We start from the raw sequence: 21,624 nt of genomic DNA on the forward strand, positions 1-21,624 counted from the left end.
CTGGTTATCAAATATTATATTTATTGCAAATAAAAGCATTTAACAGCAATTTAACAATGCCGGTAGATACATTTTATTTACGTCAAACGAAATATTTTATTTTTTATTTTATTAATCTAAAAATATATTTGTTCAATAATCGTTTTCTTACAATGAAGAAATATCTAATTCTCGCAATAACATTATTAAATTATAGCAATTTGTTTTCTCAAAAATACAAAATTAATTGGGAAAATAGCCAAGATTATGCATTAACTAATGGGCAAATAATAAAGGTTCCATTTTTTAATAATCCAGAGCATTATGCTTTAAATGAATATTATACTCCAAACTATAATGTTATCTTTAACGAAACGGTTAGAGATGTGAAGATCTTTAATGTAGAAACTACCGCATTATCTCCTTTAGAGTTAATACAATTTAAAGCTTATGATTTAATAAAAGATGAAATTACATATATTTCTCAAAATTATACTGAAAACAATAAATCTAAAACATTAGTTTCTGTTTTTCCTTATTTAAAAAAAGGTAATGTTATTCATAAGATAAATTCCTTTGAGATATCAACTTATAAAAACATAGCGCCTAAAACCCTTCAGAATAGAAGTTTTGGTAATACCACAAGTGTATTAAAAGATGGAAATTGGTTTAAAATTAAAGTCGATAAAACCGGTGTTTTTAAACTAGATAAAAAATTCTTTACTCAAAACGGGATACCGACTTCAGGATATAATCTAAATACGTTAAAAGTATATGGGAATGGAAGTGGTCGCCTATTTGAAAATATGGAAGATCATCGATACGATGGTTTACAAGAGGTTCCTATAGAATTTATAGGAAGTACTGATAATTCTTTTGATGAAGGTGATTATATTTCATTTTATGCAAAAGGTCCACATCAGTGGTATAGAAAACAGAAAAATTCTCTAGATGACGTTTTTCTTAGGTTTAATTTATATGATGACTATTCCTATTACTATATCACTTATGATGGTGATGCGGGCAAAAGAATTGTAGAAGATGAATTAACAGGAACTCCTACACGTATTTTTACCAATTTTGATGCATATCAGTTTCATGAAAAAGATTCATTAAATATCAACCAAGTAGGAAGACAATGGGTTGGTGAAATGTTGAATGGGAGTAATAACTTTACAAAGAAATTTACCGCAAAACAAGCTGATATTGGGCAAACTGCATATTTAAGATATTCTGTTGTAGGTAAAAATGCAGAAAATACTTCAGCAAAAATAAATGTAAATGGTAATCCATTAGATAATATAATTTTTAATGTATCTGATTTTAACAATAGAACATTAAAACAACAATTTCCATTGCAAGGAAATGAAATAAATGTTGAAATAAATTATACTAATGCTTCCAATCCAAGAGGGTTAGCCTTTATTAATTTCATAGAATTAAAATATAAAGAAAAGTTACAATATACAAGTGGTCAATTTGATTTCAGAAGTTTAGAAGATTTAAATACAGGAGAAATTTTTGGATTTAATATTCAAAATAATTCAGGTATAAAAGTTTGGAATGTATCTGATATTTCATCGACATTTCAAATTAAACCTTCGGATAATGTATACAAATATCAATCTAATTCTGATGTTTTTTGGAATGAATTTGTAGCCTTTAAAGAGGAAGATTTATATACTGATGTACAGTATGTTGGTCGTATTGTAAACCAAGATATCAGAAAATTTAATGATGTTACTTTAGCTATAATTACACCAAATAAGTTTAAAGATCAAGCAATAAGATTAGCTAATTTTCGTGAAGAACATGATGGAATTAAAGTAGCTGTAGTCACAACAGAAGAAGTATACAACGAATTTTCATCTGGTTCACAAGATCCGATTGCTATCCGAGATTTCTTTAAATATCTAAAAGATAATGGGAATCCATTAGAATATGCAATTCTATTTGGAGCAACTACTTATGATCCTAAAAATCGTGTACAAGGAAATATTAATTACATTCCTTCATTTTATAATTTAAATTCAGAATCGTTAGAAACCTCTTCAACTACAGATGATTATTTCACTATGATTGGGGATAATGTAAATTTTGCAGCGGAAGCAGGTAATGGTTCATATAGTTATAACGCTAAAATGATTGATATTGCAATTGGTCGTTTACCAGCATCCGATATTTCCGAAGCGAAGACTTTAGTTGATAAGATTATATCTTATTATCAAAAAATCCCAAATAAAGGAAATTCTTACGGAGATTGGCGAACAAAAATTGTAGCGGTATCTGATGATCCAGATAAATCTGAAATCAACACTCCTAAATTTGATAAAGACATAGATGATACTTTTAATACTCCAATTAACAAATTTTATGCAGTTAATAAATTATATATAGACGCTTATCAACCTGAGCAAACTTCTGCTGGATTAAGATATCCAATTATTAATCAATCCATTTTAAATAATTTAGAATTAGGAACTAATTTCATGATTTATTATGGCCATGGTGGACCAAGGTCATGGGCACAAGAACGTATTCTTACTGGTGAGGAGCTATCTAACCTAAATAATTTTACAAATACATTTTCGCGTATTCCAATTGTAGCAACTATAACATGTGATTTTACAGTTTGGGACTTACCACAATACAATTCTGCAGGAGAATTGATGTTAAAAAATCCTAACGGAGGAGCATTATCTATGTTAACTACAAATAGACCGATTGGTACTATTTATGGTTCAGAATTTAATTCCTATTTACTAAAAGAATTATTTAGAGAAAATAATCATCAGAACTTAACTTCAGGCCAAGCATTGATAAAGGCCAAGCAATCTTACAATCCAAATTCATCAGATCATGCAAGGGTAAATTTATTGGGTGATCCTATGGTTGCAGTTTCAAGACCGAAACAAGACATCTCTATTGTAAAATTTAAAGTTAATGGAAATGAGGTGGATTATAAATCTCATCAAATAAAAGCATTAGATTTTGTAGAAATAGAAGGTGAAGTTTTAAACCCATCCTCTCAGATAGATGGTAGTTTTAATGGTACTGTGCAGAATATTCTTTATGAAAAACCAATCCAAAAACCATTAAGAAATAATAAAGGTCTTAGTACATTCCAACCTTATACATTTACAGAGGAATTTAAAACTATCTACAAAGGAAGTTCTAAGGTAAATGAAGGTAAATTCATCATGAAATATTATGTTCCTAAAGATATTAATTTTGAAGTCGGTGAACGAAAAATTGTTTTATACGCTTACAGTGATCATAGTGATGCTGTAATGAATTCTAAGGTAATAATTGGAGGTATTAATGAAAATGGTTTAAATGATAGTGAAATTCCGCAAGGAAAGTTATACATGAATAATTTAAACTTTGCCAATGGTGGAATTACAGATAGAGATCCTTATTTAGTTGCTTGTCTTACAGATAATACTGGAATTAATGCAACAGGATCTAGTATTGGCCATGATATTGTTGCAACCTTAGACGGACAAGTGCAGGATTCCTATGTATTGAATGAGTATTTTGAATCAGGTGATTCAAATCCATGTATAAATAAAGATTTTGAGGATTATCAAAAAGGTCAAGTTATCTATCAACTCAAAAAATTAGAATTAGGACAACACAAGATAGATTTAAAATTTTGGGATATTAATAATAATTCTAATACAGCAACACTAGATTTTGTTGTAATGGAAAATGGGAGTAATAAATTGGTAATTGACAAACTTTTGAATTGGCCGAATCCATTTACAAATAACACTTTTTTCCATTTCGAACATAATTGTGATTCAGAATTAGATGTTATGGTGCAAGTATTCACAGTTTCAGGACGTTTAGTAAAAACAATACGCCAAACCGTTTCTGCAGAACCATTTCGAGAAGGTTATCGTACGGGAAAATATGCACTAGAATGGGATGGATTAGATGATTTTGGCGATAAAATAGGTAAAGGTACATACTTGTATAAAGTAAATGTAAAAGGTTTAGATACAGAGTTATGTAAAGGAACTGCAACAGCTATAGAACGTTTAGTTATTCTTAAATAACATGATTTAATATTTTAATAAAATATTTTACAATAATTTATATCATATAGCGTTTTCTTACTATTGAGTTAATACGAAATATTTATAAATACATATTTTAAGTTAAAAATTAGTAATTACTGAATTTAGTTTACCAATCAAAATACATGATGAGGTGTAAAATTAAATAATAAAATTGCTATATATCAAAAGAGTGTATATTTACATGTATTGAGTGTGATATATACAAAAAAATAAAAAATAACTATACAATTTATACGAGGATGAAAAAGATTACCAGTAGCTTATTAATGTTACTATCGGTTGCAGCCTTTGCACAAACAACAGAAGAACCTAATCCGATTTTAACAGGTGCACCTTTTTTAAGAATATCTCCAGATGCTAGAGCAGGATCTCTAGGAGATCAGGGGGTTGCAACATCAGCCGATAATTTTTCTCAATATTGGAATGCTGCTAAGTATGCTTTCAGTAAAGATTATTCAGGAGTAGCATTTACTTATACTCCATATATGAGTTCTTTAACAAGTGATGTTTTCTTATTAAATGCTACATATTTTACATTCTTAGGAACTGATGAAAGAAGTACTTTAGCTGCGAGTATTTACTATTTTAATATGGGTGAAATCGAATTAAATAGTTTAAATGCAGCTACAGGTCAAATTCAACAAGATGGATTAGCTAAACCAAATGAATTCTCGATCGATTTATCTTATGGTTTGAGATTATCAGATAACTACTCGATGGCAGTTACAGGTCGTTTTATTCGTTCAGATCTTTTCAATGGTTTAAATGACGCTACAGTACAACCAGCAAACACATTTGCAGTAGATATAGCAGGTTTTTACCAATCTGAAACAATGAGCACGAATAGTTTTGATGGTAAACTTAGAGGAGGTTTTCAACTTTCTAATATTGGACCAAAGTTAGATTATTCAAATTCAGATGACAATTCATCATATTTACCAACAACTTTACGATTAGGTTTAGGATATGATTTTAAATTTGATGATTATAATAAAGTTGCAGTATCTACAGAATTTGCTAAATTACTAGTACCGACACCTCAGTTTGAATTGGACGAAGAAGGAAACATTTTATATAAATATATTCCAAATAAAGGTCCAATTGATGGAATCTTTAGTTCATTTGGTGATGCACCAGGAGGAGGTAAAGAAGAATTAAAAGAAATTACATTTGCTGTAGGTGCAGAATATTCATACAACGAAGCATTATTTATTCGTGCTGGATATTTCCACGAAAACCAGTTAAAAGGTGATCGTCAACATATGACATTAGGAGCTGGATTAAAATATAATTCATTTGGAATTGATTTTTCATATTTAATACCAACATCTAAAACAAATAATGCGTTAGAAAATACTTTACGCTTTGGAGTTTCTTGGAACTTTGGAGGTGAAACACAAAATTCTTATGATTACTAAATTTAATCATTAATAATATTTTATAAGCTGACCAATTGGTCAGCTTTTTTTATTAACTTAAATCAATAAGTGTATTAAAATAAAGAATTATTTTAGTAGAAATATATTTAATATGTCAAACGTAGGATTAATAATAGAAGAACGAGCAGCTGACTTAGGGAATTTTCTAGTTGGTAGATTATTACCATTTCGTCAGAAACGAGCAGTAGGACCATTTGTTTTTATCGATCACATGGGACCAGCTCATTTAAAAGATTATCAAAATTTAGATGTAGGTCCACATCCCCATATTGGTTTATCTACATTGACTTATCTCTTCGAAGGTTCTATCCAGCATAAAGATAGTTTAGGTAATGATTTAGAAATTACTCCAGGCGCTGTAAATTGGATGAATGGTGGTAAAGGAGTTGTACACTCTGAACGAACGCCAGAATATTTACGCCAGACGGAAAAAATGTTACATGGGTTACAAATCTGGATTGCATTACCAAAGCATTTAGAAGAAATGGAGCCAAGTTTTCATCATATAGAAGCTGATAAACTACCTACTTGGTCAGAAAATGGTGTTGATTTTAAATTAATTGCAGGTAAATACAAGGATTTAGAATCTCCAGTTCCTGTGCATTCTCCCTTATATTATATAGAAATTAAAGCCAAAGAAGATGCTAAAATAAATTTAGGGGATGGATTATTTGGTGAATCAGCATTATATATTCTAGATGGTAAAGTGATAGATGGTGGAAATGAATATGGAGAAAAACAACTACTAATTGCTAAAGATGCTTCTCTGTGTGAAATTGAAATAAAAGCAGGTTCTACAATATATATTTTTGGGGGAGATGCTTTTCCTGAGGAACGTTTTATATATTGGAATTTTGTTAGTTCTTCTAAAGACCGTTTAGAACAAGCTAAAGAAGATTGGAAAAACCATAAGTTTCCTACGATACCTGGAGATAGTGATTATGTACCCTTACCAGATTATACTAAAAAATAATATCAAATAATGAGTGTAGAAATAACAGGGAAATCAACAAGTTCTAATTTTATTACTTTGTTGTCTGCAAGAGATTTAACCCTAACAGTGGATGAACCATTAGAAAAAGGAGGACAAAATACTGCTATGACCCCTATGGAATTAATTGCTGGAGCTTTATCATCATGTACTATTATTACATTACAAATGTATTTTAATCATAAAGGTTGGAATTATAATACTATTGAGGTCGCTGTCGATTTTGATAATACAATTACGCCTATAATTTTTAATAGAATTATAAAAGTATCAACATCTATAAATGATAAAGAATTCTCTCGCATTGAAAAAATTGCAAATGCTTGTCCAGTGCATAAACTACTAGAAAATGGGAATAAAATTATAACATCTATTATTCGTTCTTAGCATAACTTTTGACATACATTATTGTAAGTGTAAATATCTTGTTAAGATAGGTCCATTATTGGGTTTCTTCCGGATTATTAGCTAACTTGCGATAAATTTAGAATTAATTATATCGTGACGCATCAACAGAAAACGAGTAATATTAGAAAAGGTATTTCAGAGTCTTACAAAAACTTGAAAATGAAGTATCCAATTCTAAAACATCAGAATGCCATTGGCTTTTCAATCTTTGCTTTAGCAGTTTGCATTAGTCTTCTGATGGGATATTTATGGTATACGGGAGTTGTCCCAGCGTGGGTACTAATTTTAGTTAATGCATTTTTATTTGGAATTTTACATGAATTGGAACATGATCTAATCCATTTTATGTATTTTAAAAATAATAAATTTATTCAAAATTACATGCTTGGATGGGTTTGGATATTACGCCCATTAACTTTAAATCCATGGTTTAGAAGAACATTACATTTTCACCACCATAGATTTTCAGGTACATTACATGATGTAGAGGAACGTGGAGTTACTAATGGTGAAAAATGGAGTTTAAAACGTTTAATTTTCACTCCAGATTTAGTTATAGGAAACTTATTACGTGTTACAGGATTATTTAGAGATATAAAACGTGAAGTTGAAAATGGTAATCTAAAGTTTGAAACGGCTAAGAAGATTAAGCTATATGGAGTTTTTGGATTAATTCCATTAACTATTATTTCTCATATTGTATTGTATTTATTTTCGTTCGATGTTATCTTAGATTTTATAAATTCTAAGTTTTCTACAGGAATTGTATTATCTGAAACATTAAAAGCAATTATACAATGGAGTAATCCAATTATATATATCGTTTTATTACCAAACTTATTACGTCAATTCTCATTACATTTTATAACTTCTAATCTTCATTATTTTGGAGACGTTGAAAAAGGAAATGTTGTAGAGCAGACTCAAGTTTTGAATGTTTGGTGGACATATCCATTCCAAATTTTTTGTTTCTTTTTTGGTTGGACACACGCTATTCATCACTTTGTTGTAAACGAAACATTTTATGTTCGTCATATTGCACGTAAAAAAGCATATGAAGTTATGAAAGCAAATGGTGTTCGTTTTAACGATTTAGGAACATTTAAAAGAGCTAACCGTTACCACGAAACAACTAAATAGAATTTATAAATAATATAAAAAAAAGCGACCCGATGAGGTCGCTTTTTTTTATGCAATAGAATTGTAATGAAACCGTTTAATTTATATGCGAATAAAATATCCTTTTACAAATCTATTTCTATTAATGATTATAGGATGGATTATTAATGCATTGATGTGGACGGGATATTTTCCGCATAGATTTTTTAATCAAAGCATTTTTATCGGTATGTTATTATTATATCTTGGTGTTGGCTTAGGAATTTTAAGTTTATTGTTTGGTTTTATTAAAATTATTCGGAATGTCTAAATTCTTTAAATTAATCCTTGGTTTCTCAGTTGGATTATTTCTAGTAATTCAAGTTCAATACTTTTTAAATCTCGGTATAATTTCTTTTATACTTTACATCATTGAGATTTTTTTCTTCATTATTATTTTAGTTATGATACTTATTGGAATATATAAATGGATAAATAATCCGATACGTTCGCATAAAATTGCCTTATGGATAAGTAGTATCTTATTAGGTTTAACCGTATACAAACCTTTGGGAATAATCGATGATAAAATGATCTATGGAGATAATGTATTATTTGCTTATGAAGAAGGTGTAGCGAGTTGTTCATCATCATTTTCATTTAAAACCAATGGAATTTATATACAGAAATCTTTTTGTTTTGGAAATAGAAGAGAAATAGGCAATTATACGATAAACAACGATTCAATCTTTTTTGATACAAATAAAATAAATCAATAGAAAGAATTCTACAATAGAAATGTTTTTATCTAATCCATTAACATCAAAAGATTTTGATTCAACTCAATTTAAGAATGAGCATATTCAGAGAAAGATTGAAAAATCAATTTCGCGAAAGTTTCAAATTCATATGAATTAAAACTTTATAAATCCTATTATTAGTTGTTTAAAATAAAAAAGCGACCTATTAAGGTCGCTTTTTTATTCTTCTAATTTTTTAAAACGAACCGTATCGTTATTCTTTTTTAAGGTGAAAGTGGATGTTCGAATTGTATATTCATCTAACTTTTGATAGGTTTCAATAAAATACATATCCTTATGTCTATAACTACGAATCACTTTGTTCACTTTATCATTTTTTAACTCATTATATAAATTTAGAACAGTAGGAGAAATGATAAAATCTTTACGTATCTCTATTCTATGGATGAATTGATTAACTTCCGCTGAGTCTAATAAAAAAGTTGATTGTTGATGAATCGATTTAAAACCCGAGATATCATTCTCTAGTATACGCAATGTGCCTTTTATAGGTAAATGTGCTTCATTAAAATCAACCATAGCATCTTCCTTACTATACATTTGACTACGATAACTTAACTTCAATAAAGGAATAGAAATTATAAGAAAAATAGTTATACTAATTGCAATTGCTAGTTTCGGATAACCAGCCATTCTAATTCCAAAATAGATAAACGGAACCAATATTAAAATGATGATTCCTAAAAGTATCACTGCAAGTCCGGCACCCATTATTCTTCAATCAGATTTAAAAAGTCATCTTCGCTTAAAATTATTATAGTTCCGATTTCTTCTGCTTTTTTTAGTTTACTTCCTGCTTTTTCTCCTGCTATTAAATAATTTAAATTTTTAGAAACTCCGGAAATATTTTTACCGCCATTGGCTTCAACCATTTTTTGTGCTTCTGTACGTGTAAACTTAGTTAATGATCCTGTAAATAGAAATGTTTTTCCATCAAGGACGTCAGATTTAGGCTTTTCTGATTCACCCATTTCGAAATGTAACCCGTATTCTCGTAAACGTGTAATCATTGCTAAATTCTCTTCATTACCGAAGTAATCTTTAATAGAAATTGCAATTTTTTCCCCTACATCTCCAACAGAGACTAACTCTTCCATAGTCGCCTCCATTAAACGATCAATAGTTTGGAAATGTTTAACTAATTTTTTCGCTACTGTTTCACCAACGTGTCGTATTCCAATCGCATAAAGTACTTTTTCAAACGGACGTTCTTTTGATTTTTCTACAGAGTTCACGATGTTTTGAGCAGATTTTTCAGCCATACGATCCAACGGTAAAATATCTTCTTTTTGTAAGGTATAGAAATCGGCTACGTTATTTACTAATCCTGCTTGGTATAAAAGAGCGGCAGTTTCTCCACCAATACTATCAATGTCCATTGCTTTACGAGAAATAAAGTGTTCTAACTTTCCAATAATTTGTGGTTCACAACCTGTATCATTTGGGCAATAGTGTTGTACTTCTCCTTCTTTTCTTACCAAAGAAGTTCCGCATGAAGGACATTCTTTTATAAATTCTATCTCTTTCGTATCTGGTTGACGAACATCAGTATTTACTCCAACAATCTTAGGGATTATTTCTCCTCCTTTTTCTACATATACCATGTCACCAAGTCGAATATCTAATTTTTTAATGATATCTTCATTATGTACTGACGCACGCTTTACAATAGTTCCAGCTAAAGATACTGGTGCCAAATTAGCAACTGGTGTGATAGCTCCGGTACGGCCTACTTGATAATCAATACTTAGTAATTCAGTTTCTGCTGCTTCTGCTTTAAATTTATAAGCCATTGCCCAACGAGGCGCTTTTGCCGTATATCCTAATTCGTCTTGTTGAGTAAAAGAATTTACTTTTATAACAATTCCATCTGTTTCGTAAGGTAAATTCTTACGTTCTACATCCCAATAATTTACAAATTCTAATACTTCGTCTAATGAATTACATAGTTTAGATGTATTTGGAACTTTAAAACCATTTTGTTTTGCAGCTTCTAACATTTCCCATTGTGTACGGTAAGGTAGATTGTTGCCAATAAAATAATACGGGAAACATTGTAAACCGCGTTTTGCAACTTCAGTATTATCTTGTAATTTTAATGAACCAGAGGCTGTATTCCTTGGATTAGCGTAAAGTTCTAATCCATTGATAGCTCTTTCTTCATTGATTAATTTAAATGTTTGTAAAGGGATTGTAATTTCTCCACGCATATAGAATTTCTCTGGAAAATCACCTTTTAATTGCAATGGAATTGATGGAATTGTACGTATATTATTAGTTATATCATCTCCTTGATAACCATCTCCACGTGTAATAGCTTGTTTAAAAATTCCATTTTCATAATAAATAGAGATTGAAGCACCATCATATTTCAGTTCACATACAAACTCAACCTTCTCATCCAAAGTTTTCTCAATACGTTTTTCCCACTCTTTAAGGTCTTCAACAGAATAAGAATTATCTAAAGAATACATTCTAAATTCATGCGAAACTGTAGGGAAATTTTTAGTAACCATTCCACCAACACGTTGAGTAGGAGAATTTACATCAAAAAATATTGGATTTTCATCTTCCAATTTTTTTAGTTCTTGTAATTTCAAATCAAATTCAAAATCTGATATTGAAGGTTGATCTAAAACGTAATAATTATAATTATGTTGATTTAATTCTTCGCGTAAGGCTAATATTCTTTCTTGAATGTCCATAGTCGTTTTACTTAGAAGCAAAGATAATCCGTAGATTTAATAAGCACAATTTTTAAAATAAATTCAGAGTGATTATATTTAGGAATATTAATTGAAGAACAATAGAAAAACAAATACTATGAATAATTTATTAGATACCATTGATACTAAATCAAAAGAATTTGAAAATACAGTTTCAATTATCACTACGGGAGCTGCAGCTGGTATTGCAATTTCTAAAGCTATAGATAAAAATCAAAAATTGGGAGCAATTGTAGGAATTGGAATTGGTTTGTTTGCCTATGCCATGTTTAGCCCTAAAAATCGATTAAGAAAAGAAAAACTAAAGCTTGAAAAACAAATTGAAAAATTAGAAGCCAAAGTTGAAAAGTAAATATTTTATTTGGGCAAGTCTGCTAATTTTTAGTATTAGTCTACTATTGCCTGTTAGTTTAGGCAGAGATCATTTTATAGAATATTATACAGCAGATAATCCAGAAAATTTAGGTTATTTTTATTTGTTGATGGGATATATGACGGCCTTTGAATTACCAATCGATTTTATATGTTGGTTAGGTAATTTTACGCTTATCCTTTCATGGATATTTCATCGCTTTAAATTAAGTTTTATCACAAGTATATTATCATTTTTACAAATGCTAATATTTGGTTTAGATTATATTTTTAAACTAAACATCATCGAATTTAGTGACTATGACTTTCCCTTATTTGGATACTGGTTCTGGCTCATATCTTCTTTTTTAATGTTACTTTATAATTATAATCGTTTAAAATATACTTAAAACAAAAGTCAAATCATTTAGATTTGACTTTTTTCGTATTATGAATATGATAATATCTACTCGATTAGGTTTGCATTTATCTTAATTAAATTAACTAAAAATTATTAGTAATTTATATTTTGCCTAATTCTTCCATTTTGTGAGCCGATTTTTCTGTATTAGAACTCCTTTTTATCCCTTAATTTAGACTTTTTAGTATTTAAATATCATATTCGTAATTATTGTCCGAGTAGAATTACATATTATTTAATTGATGTATCAATTTATTGAATAATATATAATGATTTCGTTTATTAAAATTTTGTAGCATAAATTACACATGCTGGACATAATTCTTTAGAATTTAAACTTTTTAAACCAAATACAGAATTCATTTCAAAATATTCAATTTTACCAATTACTAATAAAAATCTGTTAGAGGGTAGGGCAGCAATCTCCCAAATAGTTTCCTCTATTTTTTGATCTTTATATATTACAAATTCTCGTTGATTATATATAATTGCATTAGGGTTCTGTTCTAAGTCAGGATCTATTGAACATAATGATAAAGTCATTTTCAGATGATCGAGCGCATAATTTTTTACTTTTTGTTGAAACAACTTTGCATACAATAAAGGGATAGTTATAATAAACTTATTTTGTTCTTCATTTACTGGAATGTAATAAGGCATAAAATCTTCCCATTTAGAATTTATGTTAAAATTAAGTCCAATATATTGTTTAGGATTTCCATCTAATAATTTTCGTTGATGAGGTTCTTGTGCATAATTATGGATTAATAATTCATACAAAACCTTACGATGTCTATTATGTAAATTTCCATCATTTATTAAGTTTAGCTGATCTAAAAAGAAATTACGAATAATAGATTCCTTACTACTAGCGTATCCAAATTCAGAATTATTCTTTTTTACTTTTTCAGATGTTTTTGATTCATCGGCGACTCTTTGAACGATTTGTTTGCCTCTATAATTACGGTAAACGAAGTCTCCAATTTTACCTCTTATTAATCCATCTTTATCAATTCGTGCCATATCATGCTAATCAGTTGAACTAAAATAAGATAAATATTCTTGATTACAAAAGAAATTAAAATGCTTATAATATACTATTATGTGGAAAATAGTGGAGCATTGTGGGATTATTATGGATGGAATTACCGCTATTTATATAGTTAATCCGTTGATTATGAATTAATGTGTTTTTTATATTTTTAATGCTATTGTTTATATGGATCCAATTCGTAAATTTGAGTGTAAACAATGATTTAATACTATGAGCACAATTCACAATTATTATATCACTTCTCAATTATTTCAATTAGTTGAGGAGCAGATAGCTTCTATTGAAGTGGACAAAAAATTAAAACCATTAGCTGAATTATTCGTTCGCCTTTTTGATGATTTAGACTACAATTTTTCAAATGAAATGGTTCCTGAAGCATTAGATCGTTTAATTATTTTTGTTGAAAAAGACAAAGTTATTTCTACCGTAGAATTTGTTGATGTAGAATCTTTCTTTACAGATGAAAATGATTATTTGTTTGTACGTGTAAATGGAGAAATTTTACAAGTTGTAGAACCTGGAGAAGGGGAAGATGACGATGACGACGATTTTGAGATTGAAGAAGGTCAAGAATTCGAAGAAAAAGAAGAAATTTCTTTAGACGATGACGAATCTTACATTGTAATAAATGGAGATGAAGTTATTGAAGAATATGAGTTGAATGAAGACGTTACTATTGATGATGCAGATTCTTATATTGTTATAGATGATATAGCTGCTGCAGAATTTAATAAAGGTTTAGACTTTGTACCTAATCCAATTATTTTGGATAATGCGCATGCAGAGTTAATTACTTTAGCGAGAACAACAGATTTAGATGAACTTATAGCGGAACAAATTTCTGAATTACCAGTTTTTAGAGAAGTTATTGATCAAATGAAAATCATTCGTAAAGAAGTTAAAGCTGATGCGAAGGATAAGAAAAAGAAAAAGAAGAAAAAATCTAAATCTAAAAAAGATAAAAAGTCTAAAGACATTAAAAAAGATTTAAATCTTAAGATTGCTAAAAAATTACATAAATATGTACTTGAGCATCAACTAGAAGATAAATTAGTTCTAGAGTTTTTAAATCTTCAAAAACAAATTGATTATATTTTAATTCAATATTAATATTATAAAAGCTCAGTTTATCTGGGCTTTTTTTTGCCTGAAACATCTTTGGAATATTCTTTGCGTAGTATATTGTAAATCAATTAAACTATGAGTAATTTATTAAATTTATTAGGATCTAATTCTAAGACAAAAGGAACTAAAATTGGACTTTTAGCTACTGCAGCTACGACAGGTATTACTGTTGCACGATTTTTAGGTAAAAGATCTATTTATGGAATTATTGGCGGTATTGGCGTTAGTCTTGCAGCTGATTATATTCAAAAGAAATACAATAAAAAAGTAGATGCAGATCTTAATGATCCTCAGCTACAAAATTTTAAAAAATAGACATAAGGCAATCTATAAGGTTGCCTTTGTTATTTGAGATATTCTTATCTCTATCATTTTATTCCTTATACAATATTTTAAATCATTTCTAATTCTTAAAATTAATTACTTTCATAGAATCACAGTTGTGAATTTGATTGTTATTTTAGAATTTTTTATTCAGTTCAAGATAATTACTTTTGTACAAACAACACAAATGATAAAAACAGTAATTTTTGATATGGATGGTGTTATTGTAGACACAGAACCTGTACATCACTATGCATATCATGAACATTATAAAGAACTAGGCATTCCTGTAACTCCAGAGCTATTTTCTACGTTTACGGGTCAATCTACAAAGAATGTATATCAGATTCTTAAAGATAAGTTTAATTTAAATGATGAGGTTAATAACCTTGTACTTCGTAAAAGAGCTATTTTTAATGAGGCTTTTGATACTAAACCTGATTTAGAATTAATTCCTGGTGTAGAACAATTAATTATAGATTTGCATCATAACGGTCTTGAGCTTGTTTTAGCTTCTTCTGCTTCAAAATCTACTATAGATCGGGTCTTTAATCGTTTTAACCTCAATCAATACTTTAAAGCGAAAGTTTCTGGGGAAGATTTTCCAAAATCAAAACCAGATCCTGCAATTTTTTTACATGCTGCTACTTTAGCCAATTCTACAAAAGAGGAATGTATAGTGATTGAAGATTCTTCCAATGGTATTGAAGCTGCTGTAAGAGCTAATATTGCTGTTATGGGGTATATAAGTCAAAACACAAAGCGACAAGATCTTTCCAAAGCAAATTGGATTTGTGAAGATTTCTTTGCGATAGATGCGAATTTTATTCAGCAATTATCATAAAACAAAAGGAGCTTAATTAAGCTCCTTTTTCTATTAAAAAATATTATTTCTTAAAATTTTAAAGTGAATTTTTTCACCATTTTTTTCAAATGTATCTATGATATAATCTTTACTCATTTTAGAAGTTCGATTTAATGAATTTGAATCTAATCCTAAAATTTGTAAAATAATATATTCATCTACAACACAGTTTAATTCAACTAAATTGTCTAAATCTGTTAAACTTTTATTTTCTTTTATAGCTTCAAAAACAAGTTTAAATTTTTTCGAGTAATTATTTGCTTTTTTAGTTCCATCTTTTGTTTCTCCATACGCAAGAGAAAGTAAAAACAGTATAGTTAAATTAGCTGGCATTTCTTCTAATTTAGCTTCAGCTTCTTGTATGAATTTTTTGAAATTTAGCTCTTTAAATTTAGCATATATTCCTGTAGTACTTATATCATATTTAAAACTTCCTAACGTGTTTATCGGCTGATAATATAACACTTGTAACTGATGTTGTGATAAATCTTGTGGTTTTTTCTCAAACTTTTCTTTTAAGTTTTCAAAATAAAATTCTGTATTTGTTGAATCTTTTGTTAAACTATCAATTCGCTCTAAATCTATATTGAATTGAGCATTAGCATACAATGAAAAAAATAAGGATACAGAGAATAAAAGTATACGCATATAAGGATGAAAAATATTCTTTTAAAGATATAAAAAAAGCGTTACAATTCGTAACGCTTAAGCTTTATAATACTTTTACTTCAAAAACTTTATCTTCATTGATGTAGCCTTCTAACGTATCTTTAGAGTTAATTTTGCTTACACCTGCCGGAGTTCCTGTATAAATTAAATCACCTTTTTTTAAAGTGAAATATTTAGAACATTCCGCAATTAAGGTATTGATATCAAAAATCATTTCCTTCGTATTTGCAGTTTGTACGTTTTCTCCATTTTGGTTCATGCTGAAATTAAGATTAGTTAAATCAAAATTTTCTTTCGGAAAAAAATCTGAAACGAAAGCTGAACCATCAAAAGCTTTGGCTATTTCCCAAGGAAAGCTTTTTGCTTTTAATTCTGTTTGTACGTCACGGGCTGTAAAGTCAATTCCCAATCCAATTTCAGAAAAATATCGATCTGCAAATTGTGGTTGTATCATTTTGCCCACGCGATCAATTTTAATCACTAATTCAGTTTCGAAATGAACTTCTTTTGTGAATGATGGAATTACAAATGGGAAATTTTTTCTTAAAATTGCTGAATCCGGTTTCATGAAAAACATTGGCGAATCAGGTACATCGTTGTTCAATTCCTTTGCATGTTCTACATAATTACGACCAACACATATAATCTTCATATTGTTAAAATGATGTTTTTAATTTAATTCGAGTAAATACCTTTTTAGTGTATAATGGGAAATCTGCATTCTGAATCCAAGCGTAATATCCGGGATCTTTTGCAAAAACTTCAGCAACTTTCTGACCTTTATATTTACCAAAACTGATAACTTCAGCTCCATCTGCATCTATATGAATAAAACCAGCTAAATCTGCCGTTTTACGTTGATTAGAAAAATCACTCAAAAATTGATTATCATTTTCTAATTCTTCATATTTTTCCACTTGCGCTTTAAAAACTTCATAAGTTGCTAAAGTATCAGCTTCCGCAGAATGCGCATCTATTAATTCCTCACCACAATAAAATTTATATGCAGCAGAAAGGTTACGAGGTTCCATCTTGTGGTAAATAACTTGTACATCAATCGGACGGTGTTTTGTTAAATCAAAATCAAAGTCATTACGGATTAATTCTTCTGCTAATAGTGGAATATCAAAACGATTTGAGTTAAATCCTGCTAAATCAGAATCTTTAATCATTTCCATGATTTGTGGTGCAATTTCCTTAAACGATGGCGCATCTTTCACATCCTCATCGCTAATTCCATGGATTGCTGTAGTTTCTGCCGGAATTGGAATACCAGGATTTACTTTCCAAGTTTTAATTTCTTTTTCACCATTTTTCAATGCTTTTACAATCGATATTTCTACAATACGATCTTTAGCTATGTTTGTTCCTGTTGTTTCTAAATCAAAGAAACATATATTTTTAGTTAAGTTCATTTGTGATTTTTTTTCTGAAGATAATTGATATAATTACGTAAAGTAATATAATAAAAGGAATTGCTGAAATTTGAAATAATCCCAATAAAACGATTGTTATTAAAACAAAAATATACTTATAATTATTTTCTTTCCATCCTAATCCTTTGAATTTAAATGCAAATAGAGGTAAATCTATTATTAATAATATACTAAATAGAATAGAAATGGCAATAAGAATATACATATCTACGGACGAATCTATAATCTTACCATTTGTATAATAAATAGAAAATAGAGAGAAAATAAATAGCGTATTTGAGGGAGTAGCTAAACCTTTAAAATAGGTAGACTGATCTTCATCTAAATTAAATTTTGCTAAACGTAAAGCAGAAAATGCGGGTACTAATAAAGCAAATAAAGAAACAGCTGAAATTTTTAAGGTTTCAGTTTCAAATAAAAATTCTGACGCCAAATTGTTTAACATAGCAAAAAGCATTAATCCTGGTACCATACCAAATGAAATACAATCTGCTAAAGAATCTAATTCTTTTCCAATAGGACTTCCAATATTCATTAATCGAGCCACCATACCATCCAGAAAATCAGCTACAAGAGAAATTATCATCAATACCATTACAATTGTTACAGTTAGCGAAGTCACATTTCCATTGCTAGAAGCAATAAATACACATGATAATACACCACAGCATAAATTCAATAAGGTCAAATAATTAGGGATTGTAAATAATTTCATACTTTAATTTTTCTGGGCAAAAATACAAACTTAAACCTAGTCGTCAGATAGAAAATGCAATAATTCACTTAATTTTGAGTTTTAAAAATATAATAAAAACCTTTTGAAAAAATATATTTTCCTTTTAAGCGTATTTACTTGTATTGCTGCCCAAGCTCAGACAGCACGAAAATACTCCAATGAATTTTTGAATATAGGTGTAGACGCACGTTCTTTCGCCATGGGAAATGCGGTAGTTGCAAATATTGGTAATGCTAATGCAAGTTACTGGAATCCTGCGGGGCTTACAGAAGTTTATTGGGGTGTAGATGCTTCTGCAATGCATGCCGAATATTTTCAGTCTATTGCCAAATTTGATTATGCGGCAGTTGCAATTCCTCTGCGTGAAAATAATTCTACAGTTGCCTTTTCATTAATGAGATTTGGTGTTGATGATATTCTTAATACTACAGAATTAATTGACAATCAAGGTAATATTAATTATGATAAAATTTCAAAGTTTTCTTCCGCAGATTATGCTTTAACCATGTCATATGCAGGAAATTTTTTCGGGAATAAAGATTTACAAGTTGGAGCAAACGCTAAAGTTGTTTATAGACATATTGGTAAATTTGCTACGGGAATTGGTTTTGGGCTAGATCTTGGTTTACAATACCGTACAGACCAAGGTTGGTATTTTGGAGCTATGGCAAGGGATATTACGACAACATTCAATTCTTGGAAAATAAATTATAATGAGCTTAAACCAATTATAGTAAATGCTCCGAACGAAGATGGCGAGACTATATTGAATGATTTACCGGCTGAAGGTACAGAGCTTACTTTACCAAAGTTACAGTTAGGTATTGGGAAAAAAATAAACTTTAATGATCGTTGGAGTTTACTTGGAGAAGTAGATTTAGGAATGGAATTTCAACAAACAAATGCTTTGATTTCGGGAGGAAATTTCTCAATAAATCCAATGGTAGGAGTAGAGTTAGGCTACGATGATATGGTTTTTATTCGTGGAGGATTAAATAATATGCAACAAATTGAGCAATTCAATGGCGATAATAAAACAAGTGTTCAACCAAATATTGGGGTGGGATTTAAATATGGTGGAATATCAATAGATTATGCTTTAACTAACTTTGGTGATCAAGGATTGGGATTGTATTCGAATATTTTTTCAGTAAGGCTAGATTTCGGTCATCTAAATAAATAATTTAAAAAAGCTATCTTCAACGAGTTAGCTTTTATTTAAATATTATACTATATATTAATAATATAGTCTATCGGAATAATATAGAATGAGATTAATTTTAAAGATGTTTAAAAAGAAAAGGGGACAATGCCTAATGAAAATTTCTTCAAAAAAAACGAGTAGAAGTTAATCTACTCGTTTTTGAAATTATAATTTTGAAATTTTATAAATATGTATGTACGAATATCCGTGATATTTATCAAACCATTGAAATGGTTTTGTTTTTAGAATCTTTTTTTCATAATCGATTGGAGATATAGATATTCGAATACTATCACCTTTTTTAATCTGTTTAAGTCTAATCGAATCTGTATGAGTTTCAATTGAAAAAGGATTATGATTGAAGAGTTTAATTCTTGCTGTAGTATTTCTGCCTAAAAATTCTATATCTTTTACTTTACCTTCAAAATCAACATATCCATATTTTGTAATAGCTTCTTGATGTAAACTTGACTTAATATTTACAATCTTCATATTAATTGAGAGAAATACTAAAAATGGAAATACCAAGATAGAATTTTTCAAATAATACGTCCATGATTTCTGATAATATGAATTATGCTGAATATTATTCTTGATTGTATTAATCAGATTCGTTTGGCTTGTATCTTCTGAATTAATTTTTAAAAATGATGTTCCAATGTATAAATTTAAGTATTCATTATCCTTTTCATAATACTCATCATAACAAACTTTATCAATAGATGTTTTTTCCAATTAGTTTGAAAATAATTTTTTGATAAGATATAATCGTCTTGTAATTCAAAAAGATGAGTTTTATTTAAACGATAATACATTATGATTGTTAGTGGAATAATTAACAGAATACTGTAAAATATATCCAAATTATAATCTAAATAAAGCATTAATAGAATAATGACCAAAACAACCAAAATAGAAATTAGAGTTACATAATTAATACTTTTATGTAATTGTTCACTATCTGAATTATAGTTTTTAAAAATCAACATCTTTAATTTTATTCAATTGGTAATTCTTCATCTTTTCCCCATTCAGCCCAAGAGCCATCATAAACTTTTGAGATTTGTCTTGGATGAATTTGATGATTGGCTAAAGCTAAAATAGAAGCCGTAATTCCTGATCCACAAGTAAAAATTAATTCTTCTTTCTCGGAATTTTCACCTAATATATTTTTTAATTCTTCGTCAGATCTATAATGTGAATTTTTTAAAACTTCCTCAAATGGAACATTAAGTGCATTGGGTATATGTCCTTTACGCAAACCTGCTCGTGGTTCATCTACTAAACCGTAAAATCTTTCGTTAGATCTTGCATCTATCACTTTGATATCCTTATTTTCTAAAGAATCCAATACATCATTTACATTGGCTAACCAATTTTCATTTAAATTTGCTACAAAATTTCCTAAATATTCTGCTGGAGCATAGAAAGATTTAGTTGCCTTATTTTCTTCTTTCCAAGCATTTAAGCCACCATTTAAAACATAAACATCATTAAACCCCATTGTTTTAAACATCCACCAAGCACGTGGACTTGAATAAACTCCCCAACGATCATAACATACTAATATACTTTCATTATTTATTCCCAATAATTGTGCTTCTCGCGTAAAAAATTGCGGTGAAACCAATGTATGTGGAAATGCAGATTTATGATCTGAAAAACGATTTTCTAAATCAAAAAAACGAGAATTAGGAATCAATTCTAGCGTTTCATCTTTTAGACTTTTTCCTACTTTATCAATTGTACAATCTAATATGATCAAATTTTCATTATCTAAAATAGATAGTAATTCTGTACTGCTAATTATAGGGGATTTAAATTTCATTGTGTTTTGTGTTTCATGTAAAAATATTAAAAAAAGTAAACGATTATTATTTATATTTCAAAAA

General features: G+C 28.9%; 21 protein-coding genes. 12 read left to right on the forward strand and 9 right to left on the reverse strand.

Annotation, left to right across the window (positions count from 1 at the left end; all coding sequences use genetic code 11):
• Positions 1-152 precede the first annotated feature (152 nt).
• The 6 genes from porU (at position 153) to IM532_RS00235 (ending at position 8,779) form a co-directional block, all read left to right on the forward strand.
• Complete coding sequence (gene porU / locus IM532_RS00210) at positions 153-4,040, forward strand: type IX secretion system sortase PorU (protein WP_194181428.1); 3,888 nt, start codon at positions 153-155, stop codon at positions 4,038-4,040.
• 263 nt (positions 4,041-4,303) lie between these two features.
• On the forward strand, positions 4,304-5,482 hold the full coding sequence (porV, locus tag IM532_RS00215; protein WP_194181429.1) for a type IX secretion system outer membrane channel protein PorV: 1,179 nt from the start codon (positions 4,304-4,306) through the stop codon (positions 5,480-5,482).
• Positions 5,483-5,594: 112 nt separating this feature from the next.
• The gene (locus IM532_RS00220) at positions 5,595-6,476 is read left to right on the forward strand and encodes a pirin family protein (RefSeq protein ID WP_194181430.1); all 882 of its coding nucleotides are present in this window, start codon (positions 5,595-5,597) and stop codon (positions 6,474-6,476) included.
• A gap of 9 nt (positions 6,477-6,485) precedes the next feature.
• Positions 6,486-6,881 (forward strand): OsmC family protein, encoded by a 396-nt coding sequence (locus IM532_RS00225; RefSeq protein ID WP_194181431.1) that lies wholly within the window; start codon positions 6,486-6,488, stop codon positions 6,879-6,881.
• Between the two features lie 180 nt (positions 6,882-7,061).
• Positions 7,062-8,042 carry a fatty acid desaturase gene (locus tag IM532_RS00230; protein WP_194181432.1) on the forward strand — a complete coding sequence of 327 codons (981 nt, stop codon included), beginning with the start codon at positions 7,062-7,064 and terminating at the stop codon, positions 8,040-8,042.
• Between the two features lie 281 nt (positions 8,043-8,323).
• Positions 8,324-8,779, forward strand: coding sequence for a hypothetical protein (locus tag IM532_RS00235; protein WP_194181433.1), 456 nt, complete (start codon positions 8,324-8,326; stop codon positions 8,777-8,779).
• A gap of 201 nt (positions 8,780-8,980) precedes the next feature.
• Here IM532_RS00235 and IM532_RS00240 read toward each other — a convergent pair whose 3' ends face one another.
• The gene (locus IM532_RS00240; protein WP_194181434.1) at positions 8,981-9,532 is read right to left on the reverse strand and encodes a hypothetical protein; all 552 of its coding nucleotides are present in this window, start codon (positions 9,530-9,532) and stop codon (positions 8,981-8,983) included.
• A complete protein-coding gene (gene ligA / locus IM532_RS00245; protein WP_194181435.1) occupies positions 9,532-11,526 on the reverse strand; it encodes an NAD-dependent DNA ligase LigA in 1,995 nt (664 codons plus the stop codon). Before ligA ends, IM532_RS00240 begins: the two co-directional genes overlap by 1 nt.
• A 118-nt stretch (positions 11,527-11,644) precedes the next feature.
• Between ligA and IM532_RS00250 the strand changes: the two genes are divergently transcribed.
• A complete protein-coding gene (locus IM532_RS00250; protein ID WP_194181436.1) occupies positions 11,645-11,899 on the forward strand; it encodes a hypothetical protein in 255 nt (84 codons plus the stop codon).
• Complete coding sequence (locus IM532_RS00255) at positions 11,889-12,308, forward strand: hypothetical protein (RefSeq protein ID WP_194181437.1); 420 nt, start codon at positions 11,889-11,891, stop codon at positions 12,306-12,308. Before IM532_RS00250 ends, IM532_RS00255 begins: the two co-directional genes overlap by 11 nt.
• A gap of 293 nt (positions 12,309-12,601) precedes the next feature.
• Here the strand turns inward: IM532_RS00255 and IM532_RS00260 are convergent, their stop codons facing one another.
• Complete coding sequence (locus IM532_RS00260; RefSeq protein WP_194181438.1) at positions 12,602-13,342, reverse strand: hypothetical protein; 741 nt, start codon at positions 13,340-13,342, stop codon at positions 12,602-12,604.
• A gap of 241 nt (positions 13,343-13,583) precedes the next feature.
• Here IM532_RS00260 and IM532_RS00265 point away from each other — a divergent pair, with 241 nt between their 5' ends.
• From IM532_RS00265 to IM532_RS00275, 3 genes are all read left to right on the forward strand, one after another.
• Positions 13,584-14,483: a hypothetical protein gene (locus IM532_RS00265; RefSeq protein ID WP_194181439.1), complete on the forward strand. Its 900-nt coding sequence runs from the start codon at positions 13,584-13,586 to the stop codon at positions 14,481-14,483.
• 90 nt (positions 14,484-14,573) lie between these two features.
• Entirely contained in the window at positions 14,574-14,813 is a 240-nt protein-coding gene (locus tag IM532_RS00270) for a hypothetical protein (protein WP_194181440.1), read from the forward strand.
• Between the two features lie 196 nt (positions 14,814-15,009).
• A complete protein-coding gene (locus IM532_RS00275; RefSeq protein ID WP_194181441.1) occupies positions 15,010-15,666 on the forward strand; it encodes an HAD family hydrolase in 657 nt (218 codons plus the stop codon).
• A gap of 33 nt (positions 15,667-15,699) precedes the next feature.
• On the opposite strand, the gene IM532_RS00280 is transcribed toward IM532_RS00275, so the two are convergent.
• The 4 genes from IM532_RS00280 to IM532_RS00295 form a co-directional block, all read right to left on the reverse strand.
• The gene (locus IM532_RS00280; RefSeq protein ID WP_194181442.1) at positions 15,700-16,335 is read right to left on the reverse strand and encodes a DUF4919 domain-containing protein; all 636 of its coding nucleotides are present in this window, start codon (positions 16,333-16,335) and stop codon (positions 15,700-15,702) included.
• 64 nt (positions 16,336-16,399) lie between these two features.
• A complete protein-coding gene (locus tag IM532_RS00285; RefSeq protein WP_194181443.1) occupies positions 16,400-17,008 on the reverse strand; it encodes a fumarylacetoacetate hydrolase family protein in 609 nt (202 codons plus the stop codon).
• 4 nt (positions 17,009-17,012) lie between these two features.
• On the reverse strand, positions 17,013-17,771 hold the full coding sequence (locus IM532_RS00290; RefSeq protein WP_194181444.1) for a 3'-5' exonuclease: 759 nt from the start codon (positions 17,769-17,771) through the stop codon (positions 17,013-17,015).
• Positions 17,758-18,507, reverse strand: coding sequence for a CDP-alcohol phosphatidyltransferase family protein (locus IM532_RS00295; RefSeq protein WP_194181445.1), 750 nt, complete (start codon positions 18,505-18,507; stop codon positions 17,758-17,760). Before IM532_RS00295 ends, IM532_RS00290 begins: the two co-directional genes overlap by 14 nt.
• A 103-nt stretch (positions 18,508-18,610) precedes the next feature.
• Between IM532_RS00295 and IM532_RS00300 the strand changes: the two genes are divergently transcribed.
• Entirely contained in the window at positions 18,611-19,711 is a 1,101-nt protein-coding gene (locus IM532_RS00300; RefSeq protein ID WP_194181446.1) for a putative type IX sorting system protein PorV2, read from the forward strand.
• Between the two features lie 186 nt (positions 19,712-19,897).
• Here the strand turns inward: IM532_RS00300 and IM532_RS00305 are convergent, their stop codons facing one another.
• Positions 19,898-20,467, reverse strand: a complete 570-nt coding sequence (locus IM532_RS00305; RefSeq protein ID WP_194181447.1) for a hypothetical protein — start codon at positions 20,465-20,467, stop codon at positions 19,898-19,900.
• Between the two features lie 262 nt (positions 20,468-20,729).
• Positions 20,730-21,560, reverse strand: coding sequence for a sulfurtransferase (locus IM532_RS00310; protein WP_194181448.1), 831 nt, complete (start codon positions 21,558-21,560; stop codon positions 20,730-20,732).
• Positions 21,561-21,624: the final 64 nt, after the last annotated feature.

Origin of the sequence: Faecalibacter rhinopitheci, assembly GCF_015234135.1 — a bacterium.
GTDB lineage: Bacteria > Bacteroidota > Bacteroidia > Flavobacteriales > Weeksellaceae > Empedobacter > Empedobacter rhinopitheci.